Raw genomic sequence first — 21,279 nt, forward strand, 5'->3', positions numbered from 1 at the left:
CGTCTTTATACTCACAAAACACTCGAGAATGAGCAATGAATAAAACAGTCTCACTTAGCGTTATATTACTGATCTTTAGTTTAAGTGCCTGTCATTCTGGAAACTACGTAGATGAGAAGCAAACATCGCCAGAAAAACCCAATGTCATTTTAATCTTTACCGACGATCAAGGTTATCAGGACTTATCCAGCTTTGGCGCATCTAAACTTAATACACCAAATATCGATGATCTCACCAATACCGGTATCAAATTTACCAATTTTTATGTTGCTGCTGCAATATGTAGTCCTTCGAGAGCATCACTGCTCAGCGGACTTAGACCTAGAAATAATGGTGTTCTCGATGTGTTTTGGCCAGGAGATGCCGGAATGGCGCCTGAAGTCAACACCATTGCCGAAACACTTGGTGATTCAGGTTACGCCACCGCCGCCTTTGGCAAATGGCACTTAGGAGATACCCCTCAAACACTACCGACCTCACAGGGTTTCGACACCTATTATGGTATTCCCTACAGTAACGACATGTACATTCATTCAACGCATAAAGCCGCTGACAACGTCATCTGGAATGAGGGCTATAACCAAGAAATGTTCGTAAATGATCAACAGTTTGTTGCCAATAACGATGGCAAAATTAGTGTATTATTGGCCGAATTAAAAAACAAAGTGCCATTATTCGAAGACGAAAAAGTCGTTGAATATCCTGCCAACCAAGCCAAACTAACCAAAAACTATTTTAATAAAACAATCGCCTTTATTGAAAACAATAAGAATAATCCGTTTTTTGTCTACCTCACCCCTTCAATGCCACATGTACCGTTATTTGCCGATAATCAATTTCTTGGCAAAAGTGATAGAGGCATTTATGGCGATGTTATTGAAGAAATCGATTGGTACGTTGGCAAGCTCGTTACTTATCTAAAAGAAAAAGGCCTGTTCGATAACACCATTATACTATTCACATCTGATAATGGCCCTTGGACAGAAAAAGGCGATCATGCGGGTAAAACAGGAGTATTTCGAGATGGAAAATTCAGCAACTATGAAGGGGGAGTTAGAGTGCCAACTATCATCAGTTGGCCAAACGGAATAGTAAAACCACGAGATAGTGACTTGATAGCTAGCACACTAGATATATTTCCCACCCTCATTGAAGCGATTAATATTAAAAGTAACTTAAGATTTGATGGGCGCTCCTTATTAAACGTATTTCAAAAGAACAATTCACAAATCACATCTGAACCTCACTTCTACAATTTACGAGATGAAATCGCAGGTGTAAGATTAGGAAAGTGGAAATACCTTAGAGCCAATAAGGCCCACAGATGGAATAAGAATGCAACTGCTTTACTTTTCGACTTGGAAAGCGATCCTTCGGAAAAAGTGAACTTAGCGATTCAATATCCACAACATGTTAGAGAACTGGAACTATTAATTCATACTCAAGAATCTCAAGTAAATACAAATACTTTAAGCAAATAGATTATTTAACCCACATATAAGCTAAACGATATTCTTGTGTGACGAAGAATAATTCTTACTTGCTTATTAAAGAGAGTTATCTAGTAATCTGTCATCATGTGATAGTGGGTATTCAGAATTTGATTTTATTGTCACCTCCTACTTGATTAAATAGTTTCAAATATTTAATCAAGTAGGAGCTCGTTAAACGTTATTATTCAAACATAGACTGTTCACAGATGCATCTAGTGATATTACACAACGAATCCACGATGCAAGTTAAAAGACTAGCAAATACTTAACTCACTTTATTTACAATAATATGGAAAAGGTCTACGAGTCTTAAATGTTTGTAAAGAATAACGCCTGATAAGTCTGAAGTGACTTTAGCAATAATAAGTATCTAGACTGCAGATTAATTAATCAGAGTCAAGAGTTTATCATTGATGAGTTACCAATAATGGCAAACGTCATTGCTTGACGATGTCGACAGCCTTAATATAAATACTCTCTTCACCACCCACTTTATCAATCCTTATGGTTAGTTCTCCAACATCTTCGGGTATTAAAAAATGGCCTATCTCATAAGACTGCCAAGTAAGTTCAGGTGATTCACCGGCGGAATATCGAGATTGGCCATGATTGACGGTCGGCGTATATTTAGGAAGACTAAGATCCAGTGAATACGTTGAACCCATGATATCTAAACTACCTTGAAGATGACTTCGTTTATTTTGACTAGCGTATTTTACTATCAATTGGTATTGCCCTTTTTCAATTATATTGACGGGCCAATTAATAATAGCTTGCGTTGTTTCAGAGGTTAAATTTATCCAATCATGAGCCCATCCCCAATCATTTCCATATTCAATACCTCGACCATGAATCAAAGCTTCATGCGCCGGTAAAATAACCAAAGGGAACTGACTATAACCAATTTCAATGGGCAGTCTTTCAACAGGCTTTGCAGTGACATCATGATAAAAATCCATGTATTGTTTTGTAAGACCTGACAAAACAATAGGAAATTTAGAACTCAAATCATTGTTTTGAAAGGGATCTGTGCGCATATCATATAATTGCCACTGACCACTTTTTTGGAATGTAGCCAACCACTTTTGCGTCCTGACTGCGCCGGGGTTTGGCTGTACAGCTTGATCGATTCCACGACGAACATTATGAAAATGATGAAGAAACAAACTGCGTTCAGGCCATTCTCCATCAACAACGTCTGAGAATAGTAACGACGATAAATCCATCCCGTCAATTTTCTTATCATTGGGCAATTCTGCACCCACAATAGACATGATTGTTGGCACAATATCTAAATGTTGTGCAATCTCTTTGATTTTCTTGCCTCCTTCAATTTTATTTGGCCAGTAAACCAACAAGGGTGAACGTACTCCACCTTCGTCTATCTGACCTTTCCTCCCTTTCAGTCCTGCATTATAACGAGTGTTGCCATCAGGAAATTGAGGGCCATTGTCGGACATGAAAAGTACAATTGTATTTTTATCAATCCCTTTGTCCTTAACAGCTTGTAATACTCGCAAAACGTTGTCGTCAATATTTTCCATCATGCCATAGATGGTTGCATCAAGGTCCGATATACCTTTTTTCTTAAGTTTATTAAAATATTTATCAGGAACAGCAAAAGGACTATGGGGTGTATTAAAAGGAATATAAGCGAAGAAAGGTTCTGCACGTTTACGCCCTATAAAGTCAATTGCAGCGTCAGTAATAACGTCCGTAATGTAACCTTTTGTCTTTACTGGTTTGCCATCCGCGACTAATACAGGATCGAAATACAGTGTTTGGTGCCCATCAACAATACCGAAAGATTCATCGAAACCTTGACCTAAAGGATCATATGGATATTGAGCACCATTATGCCACTTACCAAACAACCCCGTTTGGTACCCTTGTCCCTTTAACATTTCGGCTATAGTGACTTCCTCCTTTCGCATCTTTTCACCACCACGGGTCACACTAAAGACACCAGTCCGTAGATAATGTCTTCCCGTTAACAAACCCGCTCGTGTTGACGAGCATACTGGGTTAACGTAAAAGCGATCAAAGCTAACACCTCGTTTACCGATACTATCTATATTCGGAGTCTGCACAACTGGATTGCCATTGAAGCTCAAGTCTCCCCAACCTTGGTCATCGGTGACAAATAGTATGATATTTGGCGGGGTTGAGTCTTGCTCAGCTCGAACCTTAGTGGTAACGAACATTGCGATTAGAAAAATATAAAATAGAACAAAATGACAAAATAATGTTCGTGTGGCTATTTGTTTAATTGATAACCTAAAAAATTGCATATTACACCTTATAAATACCAGCGGATTGCCCGCTGATATTTTCGATTAATAAAAATAAAAAATGAGTACTCTTACATTCTTCCTCTTATTGTCAAAGCGTAGCGAGTGTCATTTACACGATAAGATAAAAACCGCTCTGTTATTTCCTGATATTTTTGCTCTGGTTCATTTTGTACATTAGTAACGGATAACCCAACCGTTACATGTTGACTGATTTCGTAATTAATAGACGCATCCAATTGACCATATGGCCTAGCAAATTCTGCGGAGTTGGATTGAGTCAAAGTATCATAATAATCATCGCGCCAGTTATATGCCAAACGCCCAGTAAAACCGTATTTTTCATAAAACAACACTGCGTTGTAACTATTTTCAGAAAAATCCTGCAAAGGTGCTGCAAATCCGGTCGTTAAAATTTGAAGAACATCGCTATCAGTGTAGCTATAGTTGGCTTGAACGCCTAAACCATCCCAAGGTTCTGGCAATTCAGTAAAGCTTTGTTGATAATTAACTTCAATTCCTTTTAGCACTGCATTTCCAGCATTAAGCTTGGTTGCCAAGCCAATAAAAGCTTCAGTGCCATCGGCCGCACAGTTAACCGAGTCAAATGTCGCTTCGCTTTCAAATCCATTAGGAACGGTAAAGCAGCGATTTAAAAAGCCATCTTCGATAGCATCGCTAAAGTCTTTTTTGTATATCGCTGCCGATAAAATTGCTCCTTCAGTAAAGTACCATTCAATTGATGCATCCAACTGAATGACCGTTTCAGGTATCAAGTCGGTATTACCTGTAGTCCCCGCATTCGACCAGAAAAAGACATTGGTAATAGGCGCAATATCCGCCACGTCAGGTCGAGCCATTGTTTTAGCCGCAGCTAATCGTAAAAACAAATCGTCCTGTAATTCAAAGTTAATATTAAAGCTAGGTAATGTGTTGCTATAAGTATTATTTTGTGAATAAGGTGTGTAAGAACCATCACCGTTACTTAGTGAACCCGTTGCACTTTGGTCTGTTTCTATATATCGGACGCCAAAATTGCCGTTGTAGAAAAGCCCCGTATCCGCCAATTCGCCATCAAAATTAGCCTTAAAGTAAATTGCCTGTGTTTGCTCTTCTACGTCAAACCCCCATCCCACGTCAGGGCCAATATCAACGCCGACTATTGATTTAAATTCGTCAGAATAATTAAGGATATATTCGGAATTAATCGTTATCCAAGAACGAGGGAAATCGCCGCTGGCACCGTCTAGCAGGTCGCTGAACGGCATTTCTAAGGTACTGCCAGGGACCAACTCTTCAATTTGCTCATAAGTCATGCCGGTTAATATACCATCCTCTGGACCATCAGCATCCCTTCCAACATTACGCCAACGCTTAGCAGAGCGCTTTGCAAAACGTACACCAAACTCAAGTTTTTGAATTCCGCCAAACTCAACATGATAATCAAAGTCTAATTTAAACGCGGTATCATCATTTTCTTCCCATTGCTCTTGAAAAGTCAGACTTTTTACTTGATACCCTAAGGGGTCGCTCAGGTCTAGGCGTGCATCATCAGTGAGTTCAACTGTACCTTGTTCATATGGTACCAAACTTGGTATATCAGTATCCACGCCAAAATCGTAATAAATATAAGGTAGATTACCCCACGCAACACCACTAGAGCCGTATAGTTGGTCATTAAATTGTTCACCGTGTCCCCTTGAAAATTCACTAAACATTTCAACGTCATCGTTGATAGACCATTTGTTACTCAAGGCCAACGTATAAATTTCTCTTTCGTTAGGGTTTTTATTACTAGAGATATTTAGATTGACGCCTCTGTCTGCATCACCGTCACTTTTGATATTTCCCACTAATCCAGCCAAAGCCGTATTCATATCGGTGAAATGTGTATAACCTTCACGATAATCTCGGCTTGCATTCCGACCGTTAATCGCTGCTGTCAGTTGATACTGTTGATCCGTTGCTTCCGAAGATGAAAAGCTGGCATCAAGATACCACTCGTTTTTTTTATTTGGGCGATATTGGAAACCCGCACGATAGGCGGTACGTTGTCTATCTTGAAGTGTCACTTTTAGTTGACTTTGTTCGGGTTTAAAAGCGGCATCGTTCAAATTGGTGATGATACCGTTTTCATCCTGAATCATTCCTTCTCCAATGACCCCATTTCCGTCAAGATCTTCATTCCAACCATCTTGCGCACGCCAAGCTCTAACGTTGAAAAAATCTTGCCGTAATTGGCGTTCACTATGAGTAACATTAAATAGAGCCCCTACTTCTGCACCATCATTTAGCGTCCAGCGATTGCTAACAAATGCTGAACCATTCGGCGTAACTTCACCGGCACGGTCGTAATAACTAGCTTCAAGGTTTCCAGATAGAACAAATCCTTTTTGAGAAAGTGGCTTACGAGTATTTAACCGAACAATAGCTCCTAATCCCCCTTCAATTTCATCAGCTGTAGGTGATTTAATAATTTCCAGCGACTCGAACATTTCAGCCGGTAATTCTTCAAATGTCACTCCTCTTCCCGAACCAGCTCCTGGCTGCGTCTGTCCGTTAACCTCAACTCGGTTTTTGGAAATACCTCTAACAGCAATTTCTGAACCTTCACCAAAAGAACGACCTATTTGCACTCCTGTAATTCGCTGTAATGCTTCGGCAATATTTTTGTCAGGTAATTTACCTATATCTTCAGCATTAATAACATCTCGAATATTATCTGCCGCTCTCTTTTGATCTAGAGCTTTGGCCAAACTCCCTCTCAGCCCTTTAACTTCAATAACTTCGGTATCGTCCGAAATTTGGTTCGAATCTTGTGCAATAGCCGTGTTTTGCACTGAGGATAATATTGCTGCACTGATAAGAATGTGACCGAGTTTAAGTTGAAATTTTTGATGTGTGTTATGCAATGTAGTGCTCCTTTTAACGCTTTATCGACAATCAATATCGTTATTGAATTGTTATTGGTTTGTTAAAGTAACAACGTACAGCAGGAGCTTAAATATATGTTGTCACTGTGTAGTAATTGCTTCTCAATCTGTCTCACAACTCTTTTTTGCTACAAACTGATACAAGATACACATTAAATCGGCAGAATAACTACAACGTCTAAGCCTCCCTTATTTATATTATTCAATTCAATTTCACCGCCGTGTGAACGAACTACAGACCTAGCGATTGCCATCCCTAACCCTAATCCACCTGAATCACGGCTTCTAGATTGTTCTGAGCGCTCAAATGGTTCAAACATTCGCTCCTTATCAGCATCACATATTCCTTTACCTTCATCTTCAATATGTATCTCAACGATCCCCTGTAAAAGTACAATATGTACTTCAACATGTTTACCGTATTGCACGCCATTTTTGATTAGATTACTAAAGGCTCTTTTCAGCGCGATAGGTCTGCCTTGAAAGGACAGTTTTTGCGCAGCGATGAAGTTCACGTCCAATCCTTGCTCCTGAAAATCACAACATATAGATTCAATCAACGAGGTTAAATCAAAGTGTTTGTTTTTTTCTGACCATGAATCTTTTAGAGCAAACGTTACAGTGGCTTCGCAAATTTGTTGCATTTCCTCAATTTTCTGCAATACGTTTTGCTTTACATCTTTCTCACTAATGTATTCCGCATTCAACCGCATCGATGTTAAAGGAGTTCGTATGTCATGAGAAATTGCAGCCAACGCTCTTGCTCGGTGATCATGCACATTTGATAGGCGCTTATGCATTGTGTTGAATGCTATGATCGCATTTTGTATATCTTCTGGGCCTCGAGGAGGAATTTCTTGTATTGTTTGGCCTTTTCCAAATTTATTCGCTTTTTCAGCTAATTCTGCGAGTGGGCTTGTAATGCGTTTAACCACAAATACCGCGAATATACTGAAAATAATCGAAAATAAAATGGATGGAATAACGGTTGAGCTGATCCATACAGGAAAAACATGTAAGTCATATACAGACATAATTAACCATTTGTCGTTATTCAATTTAACTTGCGATTGAAGAATGATGGCTCTTTGATTATTGCTAGAGTTTACGTGACTATTTCCTGTCAGTTCATTTTTAAGGTACTTAAGTGCAGCCCAAAAACGTTGCTCTATTGGTTTGAATTGACGTATTGCCCCCTCGAACCGAATGTCGGGTAAATAATGGTTAAGTTCTTTGCTTCTAGCTATATCAAACTTGCTCATTTCCGAAGGATAGAAAACTCTCTGTTCTTTTAATGAAAAACGAACCCTATAGGTATTAAGTGCAAACAAGTTTTCTAAGCTTCCTTCATTTTCCATCAGTTTTACAGCTGACGCAGTTCGAATAAAATAGTGGTTGCCATAAATTTTTTCGGTAACAATGTTATTTTGATCCGTTTCCAAGACGAAAATGATAAAAATAATAAATTGACTACAAAACATTGTAAAAAGCATTAGCAAAATCATTTGACTGGCTAGCTTTTTAGGAAGCATTAACTAAACTCCACTTTTGAAGTGAGTACATAACCACCGCCCCAAACTGTTTTAATGATTTTAGGCTCTGCTGGGTTTTGTTCGATTTTACGTCTGAGTCGACTGATTAAATTATCTATACTTCTGTCAAACGCTTTTGCCTCACGACCATGTGTCAGGTCAAGCAACTGATCTCTCGATAAAACAATTTGTGAACGTTGTAAAAAAGCTTGGATTAGTCGGTATTCTGCGGCGCTGAGTGAAATTGCCATACCATCTTCAGCGACTAATTCCCTTTGGTGAATATCAAGTTTCCAGTAATCAAACTTCGCTATCGATATTTCTTTTTTTTGTTGAGTAACAACAACAGAATCACTTTGACTTCGTCTTAAAACGGCTTTGACTCTAGCTAATAGTACTCGGGGGTTAAATGGTTTAGTAATATAGTCATCAGCGCCCATTTCTAGCCCCACCACCTTATCTGAGTCATCAGCTAAGGCGGTCAGTAGAATCACTGGAATTTTATACTTATCTTGCACGTATCGACATAACACTAGGCCATCATCGCCAGGCATCATTATGTCAAGTAAAATTATGTCGATAGAACTTGTTTCCAATACAGCTTTCATACTTTTTCCACCGTTAGCGGTACTTACGCGCAAACTGTGGTCGGTTAAATACCGTTTCAAGGGATTAATAATATCTGGGTTATCATCAACGATAAGAATATGAGTCATCTCTTCACCTGTTTCGTATACTTGCCGTAATATAAATGTATTGCGCTCAAACAGCTAAGCATTTGCCACTCACAAATGAACATACAATGTATCAATTTGTCGCATACACTATCCACAAAGACAATTTGATACACACTCTCCTAAAACTACATTTATCATTTACCGATTATTTGTATCGAGCTGTATTATTCCTAACACCTGATACATTTAAACAAAATAGTTCACTTCGTTGTTCGGTTTTTTCATGTTTGAATTTCCAAGCTTACGACAGAGAGACTAACCAATGAGATTAACCTACCTTGCAACAACCACCCTTTTATTATTAGCCGCTTTAATCGGCTGTATGTCATATCAACCATCCATTCATCCGACACCTAAGAAAAATATATTGTTAATTATTACTGACGATCTCAATATGAATATACGTGCCTATGGTAACGAACATATCGTCACGACCAATATTGATAAGCTAGCTTCTCAGGGTATTAAATTTAACCGCGCTTACGTACAGCAATCTGTCTGCTCTGCTTCTAGAGCCAGTTTTCTCAGTGGGATGCGGCCTGATTCAACCGGTGTAGACTATCCATATAGTCATTATTTTGTAAATAACCTTAGTAAAAAGGTTCCCTTACTCTCTAGTTATTTTAAACAAAATGGTTACTACACCAGACATTTAGGAAAAATTCATCACGGACCTGATATTGAAAATTTATCTGCATCACATTTTTCAGCTCCTCAGCCAAATTGGGGACTTGAATCAAATCAGAAACTGTTAGGTAAAAAAGGAGGACACAAGAATTTACCTCCATATGAATCGGCACCAGTTGAAGACGATTTTTATGAAGATGGTAAGGTTGCAGAAGCTGCTGTGCGAGAAATAAAGCAGCTAACAGATAATAAAACGCCTTTTTTTCTGGCTGTCGGATTTAAAAAGCCTCATCTTCCTTTTAGGGCACCAAGCAAATATTGGGATCTTTATGATGCTAATCAGCTAGAATTAGCAAAAAACCGAACATTGCCCGTTGATTCCCCAGACTATGCTACGGCGCATTACGCGTTAAAAAGTTGGAATTATGAATCCAGCACTCCCACTAAAAACATTTCCTTGTCCGCTGAACGGAAATTACGACATGCCTATTTTGCGGCGATTAGTTATATGGATGCTCAAGTTGGAAAAGTAATGAAAGAATTAAAAATACAAGGCTTAGCAGATAATACCATCGTTGTGTTTATTTCGGACCACGGTTACCACTTAGGTGAACAAGGTGCTTGGGGCAAAACAACAAATTTCGAAAATGCCACGCAGGTACCTCTCATTATTTCAGCACCTGATATGATCAAAGCCAATAGCGAATCTAATGCGTTAATAGAATATGTAGATCTGTACCCAACACTCGTAGATTTGGCTGGATTGAAATTACCAGAACATTTGGAAGGAACAAGTTTCAAACCGTTACTAGAATCCCCCAAAAGACCATGGAAAACGGCTGCTTTTAGCCAGTTTCCTCGAGGTGTACTCTCTGATTTAGAAGGTTATACTATACGTACTAACCGATACCGCTATGTCGAATGGTACGACAAAAAACAAAAACAAATAACCGCAAGAGAGCTCTATGACCACGATATCGACCCTTCAGAATCTATTAATATCGCACTAAACTCCGAAAATTCGACTCTAATTAATAATTTGTCGAATCAGCTAAAAATGGGATGGAAAGCAGCATTACCACCTGGCATTAAAAATCATTCCAATAATCCGATTGCTCCCCCAGCTTACGCATGGGGCAAAGAAGGTAAAAAACGCAGAGAAGTATATTTACGTAGATATGGCCAAAAACCAGCTGACGCCAACGAATAAATCACATAGTCCACACGTTAAGACCGCCATTATTAAATTAACGAGCTTTACATGTAATTAAATGCAGTATTTAACCGTCATGAGCAAATGTTCATGACGAAAAAAACGTGTACGCTCCAACCAATTATTAACAAGAAAGCGTTTTTATACAGTGATTTTCAATCTTGTTGCACATTCAATCATGCTGTAACGATCAAAAATATCACTTCCATTCTGAGTAAATCCCAATGAAATGTATATCAACCAAATATTTTATATGATTAGGGTTCATCGGAACAAATTGCTAGCCACTAACAGATAAACCGGTTTTACATTCCCTTTAGTGGCACACTCATCACGTAATCGTCTGCCGTAATGTATAGCGTTTTCTCATCTGTTGTCAGTGTGCAATTAGAGCTTATTTGACCCGTTCTAATTTTCGCTAACACCTTGCCGGTATTATCAAACAACCACACACCACCGGGACCTGTAGCAAAAATAACTCCACTGGAATGCACGGCCATGCCATCAGGAAGGCCCTGCTCACCTTTTTGCCCAACTAAGGAGGTGGCATCAAAAAACACGCGTTTACTGGCTAGTGTTCCATCGGTATTAATATCGTAGGCTAACCATTGTGCGCTTTTGGGATTGGATACTGCAACGAGCAAGGTTTGCTCATCTTTTGTCAACGCAATGCCATTAGGAAAGCTCACTTCGTCATCGAGTAACACCAGCGAACCTTCTGCTTTTAACAAAAACACACCTTGAAACGCTAATTGTTTACGCTCGTCTGCCATTATGTTTTTTAAGCCATAAGGCGGGTCAGTAAAATACAAATCGCCATTGCTATGGTAAACACCATCGTTAGGGCTATTAAGTCGTTGGTTTTTATAGCTGCCTACTAATGTTTTAAAATCGGCTTTAGGTTTGTTCAATGCGGCCTGCATAGTGGCAATACGACGATCACCTTGCTGGAACAATACCAGCTCGCCCTTGCGATTCAGTAATAAACTATTGGAGCCTTGGGCATAATCTCCCGCCACCAAACTGGTCGCGCCAGCCGGTTTTAAATAAACAGAGGTCCCACTTTTTGAATCATATTTTTGAATGACATTATTGGGAATGTCTGAGAAAAGTAGATAACCCCCCTCTTCTACCCACAACGGCCCTTCGGTCCAAGTATGCCCTTCACTAATAACACTAATTTCACTATCAGACTCAAGTAATGTCAGCGCCTTATCGTCAAATATTTCTATATGTGGGGTTATCATGGCAGTGTGATTGCCATGGCTATCATCAGCCGTAACGCTGGTATGAATAACCATAAAGCACAATGTATACAGGGGTAGAAACCTATTATTTATAAAGCGCATAACAACAAGCCTATTTTTCTCAATTAAATACTAGTCAAAACAATACCAACACCTCTTCTGCAATTAAGTTTTTTGCCACTTGGCTAAACCTTAATTGCAGACTTCAAGCAGCCCAACTAACTAGACGATAAGTGAATTCTATCTAAAGAATGCCACATCATCGCAACATTGTTAACAATTTATATTTAACTTTGCTGCATTCTGTTATATTTTAAGCCTTATCTCTCTATCATGTGTGCACGCTTTTTAAGGTATTAAAAATGAAGATAACCCCCACAAAACATTATTCGATCAGGCTTGGCCTCACGGTTTTTCTATTCACTGTTTTTGGATGTAGTCACTATCAGAATAGTGATAAGCAACAAAGCAAAGAGCAAAGTACATCGGTTGATAGTTTTGCTAACGAACAGCCCCTGTTAACCTTATATGACCCAAGTGACGAGTTACATAAAAGTGAACTGATAATGTCGGGGGCAAGCAGTGAAGTCATCACAGCAAGTGGTGACCCTAAACTCTCAGTCGAGTTTTCGCCGCAGCACAATATCTCACAGCTGCGTATTGAAGCGCTTGAGCCTTGGGATACCTCTGTTTTTAAACAAGCTAACTTAGCCTTAGATGTTGAGAACCGAAGCCAAGAATCGATACATGTGTATTTGGCTTTAGAAAATCAACAAGGCCAATCGCGCCGTTATTCTGTGAGTTTACCTAAGGCTTATAAGGGCACAGTGTATTTACCTCTATCAGGAGTGGAAGCTGACACAGACGCTGGACTCTGGGGCGATGTACCACCTTGGAATACCCAAGACAGAATGTTTGTTTGGCGCTCTTGGCGCAGTGCAGATGTTAAGTTAGATAAGATAAAAGCCCTCGACTTTTTCACTATCGGTATTCTTGAACCTAAGAGTCTGACGATAGACAACGTTCGTATTCGTCAAAATCCAGCAACGGACCCCAACTGGCTAGTCGGTATAGTTGATCAATATGGGCAAAATGCACGTCTAGATACAGCAATGACTATTCATACAGACGAAGAACTTAAACTTCAAGCGCAACAAGAATTAGCTGAACTGGCACAGTCTAAAGGTATGCCACATCGTTCTCGATTTGGTGGCTACACTAATGCACCTAAACTCAACGCTACCGGTTATTTCCGCACAGAAAAGGTTAACGGTAAGTGGTGGATGGTAGATCCTGATGGCTATTTATTTTTCTCCCATGGCCCTGCAAACGTGCGTATGGCGAATATGAGTACTATTACCGGTGTTGATTATGCTGATCCAAGTGTGCGTGTTATACATGCTGATGAGCTGACGCCTGAGGACTCAATGGGTATAGTCGAGGTTTCCGATGCCGCTAAAGCGACTCGCTTCGTGACCTCCCCTGTACGTAATAATATGTTTGAATGGTTGCCCGGTTATGATGATCCACTAGCCGATCACTACAGCTACCGGCGCTCAACTCATAAAGGGCCGGTTGCTCATGGTGAAACTTATAGTTTTTATCGTGCTAATTTAGAAAGGCGCTACGGAGAAACCACACCCCAGTCTTACCTGAAAAAATGGCATGAAGTCACCATGCAGCGTATGTTTGATTGGGGATTTACCTCTTTTGGTAACTGGGTTGATCCTGCTTTTTATCCTGCTAAGAAAGTCCCCTACTTTGCTAATGGCTGGATAATTGGCGACTATCAAACCTTATCGGGTGAAACCAACCATTGGGGATTGATGCCCGACCCCTTTGATCCCGTATTTGCCGAGCGAGCCAAATCAACCATTAATGCCATTGCCGAAAACGTAAAGGCGTCACCTTGGTGCGTCGGTATCTTTATCGATAACGAAAAAAGCTGGGGAGAGCGCGAAGGTTCAGTCATAGCTAGATATGGCGTCATTGTTGATGCCTTGTCAAAAGATAGTCAACACAGCCCTGCCAAAGCCGCATTTTCCACCCATATTAAACAGCAGTACCCAAACATCGAACAGCTCAATTCTGCGTGGAGTACAGATTTAAAGAGTTGGCAGGAATTCGAAAAGGGCATCAAGGTAAGCGACTACACGCAGCAGCATATTCAAGATTTATCCGCTATGTTAGCCATGCTGGGTGAGCAGTATTTCCTCGTGGTACACGATACCCTCGCTAAAGCCCTACCAAACCATTTATACATGGGTGCGCGTATGGCGAATTGGGGCATGCCAGATGAAATTATCACTGCCTCACTAAAATATTCAGACGTACTGAGTTTCAATATTTACGAAGAAGGCATGCAAGATCATTATTGGAAGTTTCTAGAAGAGACTGACTTACCTGTGGTGGTTGGTGAGTTTCATATTGGCACAGCCACCGATTCTGGCATGTTTAACCCTGGTATCGTCCATGCGGCAAACCAAACTGATAGAGCCAGAATGTACAAAAACTATATGCAAAGCATTTTGGATAAGCCTTATATGGTAGGAGCACATTGGTTTCAGTACGTTGACGAGCCTATTTCAGGTAGAGCCTTTGACGGTGAAAATGCCAATATCGGTTTTGTCACTACCACGGATATTCCTTATCCGGAGTTGATCCAAGCAGTGAAAGACTTCACATCAACTATGTACCAACAACGCTACGAACAATAAGTCTCATTAGGCTGGCCGACTCGTTCAAACACGGCCAGCCTTAGCCCTATTTATTACCATCATACAAAACTATTACGCAGGCACCACCCATTGTTAATATTTATTTGTTAGCAATAATTAAAAATATCGAATAAAGTTCATTAATACCAATCCATCCTAACAATTGATCGCTCAGCGAGATTTAAAATCACCTAATCAAGGCGCTCGAATGAAGCAATAGTTATTCTATTGTAAGTTCGAGCAACGCAGAGTAGGTGCTTTTAAACCTCGCCCAAAGGGAGAACACCAGCGACTAATTGATAAGATGAATTGGTATAACAACAAAGCGCGCTTATTTTATTAATAAGCGCGCTTTAATTTTTTAACGGAAGGCTATTAACGGTAGATTATTAAAGGGGCGTTTTGCCACCTAACTAAAATTTAGCAGAAACACCCACTTGGAAACGGCGGCCCGCATATTGAAGTTTAGTAACACGTTCACGCACGTCAGCGTATTCAAGGATATTTTCATTACTTAGGTTAATCACCTCAGCATTAAGAGTGAAATTGTCATTCACATCCCAAGAAGTACTGAAGTCAATTTGACCATAATCATCTGCATGTTTAGGTAAACCACCACCCACTTCACTTTGTCGTTGCATAAGAAATGCTTCTCGCCAGTTATAAGCTAAACGGGCTTGAAAACCATCTCTATCGTAAAACGCGATGATGTTATAGGCATTTTGCGAAAACCCTTCTACACCGCTACCTGGAGACAATACCCCCGCTTGCTCAAAGATATCCGCATCACTATCGGAGCTATCTGTATAGGTATAGTTGGCTTGAATACCAAAACCACTCAACCAGCTAGGTAAGTAATCAAAATAGTGCAGCGCCGCTAATTCCACGCCATTTAATTTAACGCCACTGCGGTTACTTTTTTGGGTTACGGTTTCTCTTACATCCCAATCGTCGGTACCGTCAAAGTCTCGGTCAACGTCAAAGCCTGAATCTTGTACAAAGGTCTGAGTTGATATCCAGCTACTAAAATCTTTGGTAAAAAAGTTTAAACTATAAGCATTGCCATTGTCTTGATAGTACTCCAAAGCAAGATCAAATTGTGTGGCCAGATACGGGTCTAAATATGGGTTGCCTTGGCTTCTGCTGTATTCAGTTAGTCGCACACCAGAAACAGACATATTTACCCCCACATCTTCTAACGCAGGTCGAGTTAATACTTTGGCCGCTGAGCCTTTGATAAGAAAACCATTGTTAAAATTTAAGTTTAAATTGGCACTTGGGAGTATCTCTTGATAAGAGGTATCTGCATCGGTAAAAGTGGGTTCGGAAGTAGAAATAAGGATCAACTCTCCATCATCTTGAACCACCTCATCCATCTGAATATCTAGTACCTGAATAGCGAAACCTTCTGAGGTGTTTTGCGTGTCTACGTAGCGCACCCCCAGGTTTCCAGTCCATGAGAAAGCGTTAGTTTCGCCCTCAAGATTTAGCTGAGAATATAACGCCAATATTTGTTCACTATTTTCAACTGACGCGTTTGGGACCAATTCGTTGGTACCCCAAGCATTGTCTTGCGAAATGCTGCGCATTGCTGCGCTGTAATCTGCAACACTATTAATGAAAATGAAGTTGCGAGGAAAGTTACCGCTGACTTCAGACAAAAAATCACTGTTGCTATTCACCGAAAATAGACTGTCATCTAAATCGATCAAGGTACCGCAAGTATTCACCGCCGCGGATCCACATTGACTGTTATCAGAGTTAAATTGTTGTAGGGACTTGGTACGGTCCGTATAGGACACACCAAAGTCAACACTTCGCATCATGCCAGAGTCTAACTCGTAACTACCATTAAACTTTGTTTCTAATACTTCATCTTCAAGCTCATCTCGCGACAGACGATTCCAGTGAGCTTTAATGCCAGCAGGATCATTCCACGCGATGCTAGAGTCAATATTAATCACATCTGAACCACGACTATCAAAAGCAATGTAATCTGAATCAACCAAACCTTCTTGATTAATTATATTAGGTACGTATTGCTCTAAACGAGGTTCAGATTCGGCTTTTGAATAGGCAACATCCACTTCGTATGTCCACTTACCATCGTAGATAAATGCATTATAACCAATCGCTAAAGTGTTGGAGCTTTCTGCCCGAGTTTGAAACAAACCATCAAGGGGATCGGCACTTTTACGGGCAGCCAAAATGGTGTTATTTTCTGATATCACCACATTTTCAAAGCCGTCTCGGTGCAGCGGAGCTTGCATACCGTTGCTAAACGCATCACGTTCAAAATCGGTATAAAACATATCTAAGGTATGGGTAACGTCAAGCGTTGGGGCATATTGCAAGGTTAAGTTAGCGCTGGTTCGTGTGCGATCTTCGTTGTCGGTCATAAACTGGGCGCGGCCTGGATACCACAATGTACCAGAGGTCACCGCATTACCACTTTCATCCACAATCGGGCCGGGAGCACGCTGCGTATCATCTGCCTGTACATTGTCCCAAAACGCGGTTTCGTGGGCATCAATTCGGTTTTCAGTTTTGGTATGTGAAAATCCTAGTAACACCCCCACAGAATTGTCGTTAAAGGTATTACTGTAAATGCCCGACAATTTGGGTGTGAATTTTTCGGCAAGGTCGTTATATTTGAAATTAAGCGACCCCGCGATATGTTCCCCAGGACTGCTAAGAGGTCTTGCTGTATTAATGGTGACGTAAGAGCCAATGCCACCTTCAGCAATATTGGCTCGTGATGCTTTTATTACATCCGCACCCGAGATTAACTCTGATGGCAACACTTGAAAATCAAACTCTCTACCACGCTCCGAAGTGGCTAAGGTGCGGTTATTTAATTTTACAGCATTAAATTTAGGGCCCAAACCACGTACTGTAATCGCTGTACCTTCACCATTGGTGCGGGAAATCATCACACCACTGATACGCTGTAACGACTCAGCTACGTTTTGATCAGGGAACTTACCAATGTCTTCTGCAACAATGCTATCTTGGATGGAGGCTGAATTTTTCTTTAGCTCCATTGATTCGTTTAAACTACTGCGTATGCCTCTAACTTGAATAACGTCAACATAACTATCGTCTGCGCCATCTTGTTGTTCCTGCGCTACCGCAACATTGGCGCCTAATGCTGTTGTGACAGCAACGCTAAGCGATAAAAGTTTGAACTTTCTAGTAATTTTCATATGTATCCCGCTCGTTTTGATTTTTTGAGTGATGCCACTACCAATGCCTCTTGGCACTGTCTCTATCCTATTGAAGTCAAACGCGGTAAACTAACAAGATTTCAGCAACAAACAGCACTTAGCGCTCATTTTTTAAATTTATGTTATAAATTTGTTTGGTGCGCTAGGGTGGAAAAGCATAAAATAATGAACGCTAAAACATCAACAAAAACCAAATTAAGCGATTGTTATATAACACTTTATTTAAAACAACCGGCTACCAATTATTAATTAAGAAAATCACAAACACACTAATTATTAACAACTAAGCCAAAAACATTGATACATAAATGTTATTTTTCTGCCCAACAACACTAAGCAGCGACAACCATTAGACGTTAGGGTTAATGGTGAAACTACTCCTTAGATATAAGTTTAAAGACAGCTAAAAATACTCTCCTAAATACGTTTTTTAACATCTAAACGATATTTATACGGGGTGGTATTAAATTGTTTTTTAAACTGTGCAATAAAATGAGAGGGACTTGAAAAGTTTAATTCATAACTGATATCAGTTATGGAGTTATCTGTTTGGCTGATGAGTCTTGCGGCACTATAAAGCCGGTGACGTAAACTATATTCTGAAAAATTACAGCGAAATATCGATTTAAACATTCGTGAAAAATGCGAAGCAGAAACATGACACAATTCCGCCGCTTCAATTAATGTCAATTCTACTGATTTACTCTGGCGAAACAAATCAATAACCGGTGAGAGTTTGCCGTAACCGATACTTGAGGTAATAGGCACACTATTTGGCGACACTACTGGCTGGGCATGTTCTGCGATCCAAAAAATCAACAACCTCAACAAGGTCAAACTTTTTCCACTGAGAGGATTATCTTGATAACAGTCGTACAACCAACTCACTTGCTGTTGCACTATTGCAATGTCTTTGGCCTGAAGGCGCAAATGTTGCCCCTGCTGAAACACGGAACTGACTTTTTGTAATTCAGTTTCGTTAAAAAGCTCTGGCAAAAATTGAATGATATACCATGATTTTGGTCGCTCACTGAGTTCAAAATTGTGGGTTTCTAACGCTGGAGTAAATACAATGTCGTTATCAATGAGGGTCGACTCCCCCTGATTGTAATAATAACTACCATCGATCTGTTCAAAAATAATAAATTCATGCACTTCGTGAAAATGCATAAAACACGAATAAGCATCTTCTTGTTGATATTCAACATGATGAATTTCAAATTGATAACTTTCTTCAATACAAAATGGTTCACAATAAACTTGTATTTTCGCCACGGACCATCACCACATATATCTAACACTAATATTACAAATATCATGAAATATCAGCAATAAAAAGCAAATAATTAACATTTTTAGCTGGTTAACTTACAGTTATAGACGCACAATAATGTTTCAATTACGCTCGAAAAACTGCGAGTTCAATAATATGGTGAACATAATCAGGTGAACTTTAATTCATATTGAACTAACAAAAATCTAATAAGACCCGCAGATAAGCAGATGTTGTTACTGTTATATTATTGGGCGAAAAAAGGTGTGTTAAATGAAATTGCAACAACTCGATTTTACCGTTTTTATTGCCTACGTCATTGGGCTGCTATGTATTGCACTATGGATATCCCGCAATGATCACAAAGGTGATAGAAATACCGAAGATTATTTTCTCGCCAGTAAATCTCTACCGTGGTGGGCGATAGGTGCGTCACTTATTGCGTCTAACATCTCAGCAGAACAAATTATTGGAATGTCAGGCTCAGGTTACGCGATCGGTTTAGCTATTGCTTCTTACGAATGGATGGCTGCGATTACCTTAGTCATTGTAGGTAAATACCTGCTACCTATTTTTTTGAAGAATAATATTTTCACCATGCCTCAATATCTTGAGCAACGTTTTGATAGTCGCGTAAAAACCACCCTCGCGTTATTTTGGTTGGCGGTATTTATTTTTGTCAATCTCACTTCGGTATTATGGTTAGGCGGTCTAGCCATTCAAACCGTAGCCGGCGTGGACTGGATGTTTGGCATGATCTTTTTGGCGGTATTTTCAGTGGCGTATTCGTTGTACGGTGGGTTAAAAGCCGTGGCTTATACCGATATCATTCAAGTAGTGTTACTGGTTTTTGGGGGACTATTTTTAAGCTACCTGGCCCTTAATACCATAGCTGACGGCACGGGTTTCATCGCAGGCTTCAACATATTGACCGAAAAAATCCCTAGCCATTTTGACATGATATTAGAAACCGATAACCCCAACTATATGAGTTTACCCGGACTATCTGTTTTAATAGGTGGCCTATGGGTCATGAACATTGGTTACTGGGGATTTAACCAATACATCATTCAACGCGCATTAGCGGCAAAAAATATCCAAGAAGCACAAAAAGGCATAGTGTTTGCGGCTTTCCTAAAACTATTGATGCCTATTATTGTGGTATTGCCAGGCATCGCCGCAATTATTCTGTACCCTAACCTAACTTCGCCTGACCAAGCTTATCCTTCTATGATGGGACTCATGCCAGTGGGTATAAAAGGTTTAGTATTTGCTGCATTAGTAGCGGCAATAGTGTCGTCTCTCGCGTCTATGACCAACAGCATTTCAACCATATTTACCATGGATATTTATAAAAATATCGTACCTGCAAAAAGTCAGCGTCACTATGTGCATATCGGGCGGATCGCCACTTTAGTTTCTTTATGTATCGCTTTGATTACGGCAGAACCGTTGTTAGGTAAATTTGATCAAGCTTTCCAATATATTCAAGAATTTACTGGGCTATTCTCACCTGGAATTACCGCGATATTCTTAATGGGAATGTTTTGGAAACGCGCCACCTCGAGTGGCGCATTGGCGTCGGCGATAGGCTCTGCAGTATTTTCGGTGGCGTTTAAATTTTTATGGCCCGAATTACCCTTTATGGATCGTATCGGTTTAGTGTTTTTACTGTGTATTGCTTTAACGGTAGCCGTCTCTTTGTTAGGTGAAAAACCTGCAACAGACAGTTCCGTAAGTTTGGGTGAAATCAATTTTAGCACCGAACGTAGCTTTAATATTTCCGCACTCGTTGTAGTTGTTATATTAGTGATACTTTATGGTACTTGGTGGTAAGAAAAGGTAAAAAATGGCGTGAATGAATCAACATTCATGCCATTTTAATAAGATGTTTTTCGAGTCTATTAAAGCCCGCTTTTTGCAGCTAATGCTGTTCACTTAAGGCGAGCAGCAGATTTTTTTGATGGAATGCCAGTCAGTTTATTTAAC

Annotated in this window: 11 protein-coding genes; 4 read left to right on the forward strand and 7 right to left on the reverse strand. The window is 40.0% G+C overall.

Translation table 11 applies throughout. The features are described 5' to 3' along the window. Positions 1 to 35 precede the first annotated feature (35 nt). Positions 36 to 1,481: a sulfatase-like hydrolase/transferase gene (locus tag KO534_RS18580; protein WP_215931954.1), complete on the forward strand. Its 1,446-nt coding sequence runs from the start codon at positions 36 to 38 to the stop codon at positions 1,479 to 1,481. Positions 1,482 to 1,930: 449 nt separating this feature from the next. On the opposite strand, the gene KO534_RS18585 is transcribed toward KO534_RS18580, so the two are convergent. From KO534_RS18585 to KO534_RS18600, 4 genes are all read right to left on the reverse strand, one after another. Beyond that, positions 1,931 to 3,784 carry an arylsulfatase gene (locus tag KO534_RS18585; protein WP_215931956.1) on the reverse strand — a complete coding sequence of 618 codons (1,854 nt, stop codon included), beginning with the start codon at positions 3,782 to 3,784 and terminating at the stop codon, positions 1,931 to 1,933. 71 nt (positions 3,785 to 3,855) lie between these two features. After that, on the reverse strand, positions 3,856 to 6,696 hold the full coding sequence (locus KO534_RS18590) for a TonB-dependent receptor (protein ID WP_215931958.1): 2,841 nt from the start codon (positions 6,694 to 6,696) through the stop codon (positions 3,856 to 3,858). A 173-nt stretch (positions 6,697 to 6,869) separates the two neighbouring features. Beyond that, positions 6,870 to 8,249, reverse strand: a complete 1,380-nt coding sequence (locus KO534_RS18595; protein ID WP_215931960.1) for a HAMP domain-containing sensor histidine kinase — start codon at positions 8,247 to 8,249, stop codon at positions 6,870 to 6,872. Beyond that, positions 8,249 to 8,965 (reverse strand): response regulator, encoded by a 717-nt coding sequence (locus KO534_RS18600; protein WP_215931962.1) that lies wholly within the window; start codon positions 8,963 to 8,965, stop codon positions 8,249 to 8,251. Before KO534_RS18600 ends, KO534_RS18595 begins: the two co-directional genes overlap by 1 nt. Before the next feature lie 283 nt (positions 8,966 to 9,248). Here KO534_RS18600 and KO534_RS18605 point away from each other — a divergent pair, with 283 nt between their 5' ends. Beyond that, complete coding sequence (locus KO534_RS18605) at positions 9,249 to 10,823, forward strand: sulfatase (protein ID WP_215931964.1); 1,575 nt, start codon at positions 9,249 to 9,251, stop codon at positions 10,821 to 10,823. 308 nt (positions 10,824 to 11,131) lie between these two features. Here the strand turns inward: KO534_RS18605 and KO534_RS18610 are convergent, their stop codons facing one another. After that, positions 11,132 to 12,175 (reverse strand): SMP-30/gluconolactonase/LRE family protein, encoded by a 1,044-nt coding sequence (locus KO534_RS18610; RefSeq protein ID WP_252732259.1) that lies wholly within the window; start codon positions 12,173 to 12,175, stop codon positions 11,132 to 11,134. A gap of 260 nt (positions 12,176 to 12,435) precedes the next feature. Here KO534_RS18610 and KO534_RS18615 point away from each other — a divergent pair, with 260 nt between their 5' ends. Continuing rightward, positions 12,436 to 14,790 (forward strand): agarase, encoded by a 2,355-nt coding sequence (locus tag KO534_RS18615; protein ID WP_215931966.1) that lies wholly within the window; start codon positions 12,436 to 12,438, stop codon positions 14,788 to 14,790. Between the two features lie 413 nt (positions 14,791 to 15,203). On the opposite strand, the gene KO534_RS18620 is transcribed toward KO534_RS18615, so the two are convergent. Both KO534_RS18620 and KO534_RS18625 read right to left on the reverse strand, forming a co-directional pair. Further along, positions 15,204 to 17,996 (reverse strand): TonB-dependent receptor, encoded by a 2,793-nt coding sequence (locus KO534_RS18620; protein WP_215931968.1) that lies wholly within the window; start codon positions 17,994 to 17,996, stop codon positions 15,204 to 15,206. A gap of 438 nt (positions 17,997 to 18,434) precedes the next feature. Beyond that, positions 18,435 to 19,292 (reverse strand): helix-turn-helix transcriptional regulator, encoded by an 858-nt coding sequence (locus KO534_RS18625; RefSeq protein WP_215931970.1) that lies wholly within the window; start codon positions 19,290 to 19,292, stop codon positions 18,435 to 18,437. A gap of 271 nt (positions 19,293 to 19,563) precedes the next feature. Here KO534_RS18625 and KO534_RS18630 point away from each other — a divergent pair, with 271 nt between their 5' ends. Then, entirely contained in the window at positions 19,564 to 21,126 is a 1,563-nt protein-coding gene (locus KO534_RS18630; protein WP_215931972.1) for a sodium/sugar symporter, read from the forward strand. Positions 21,127 to 21,279 lie beyond the last annotated feature (153 nt).

The sequence above is a fragment of the Paraglaciecola arctica genome, from assembly GCF_018861065.1.
GTDB classification, from domain to species: domain Bacteria; phylum Pseudomonadota; class Gammaproteobacteria; order Enterobacterales; family Alteromonadaceae; genus Paraglaciecola; species Paraglaciecola arctica_B.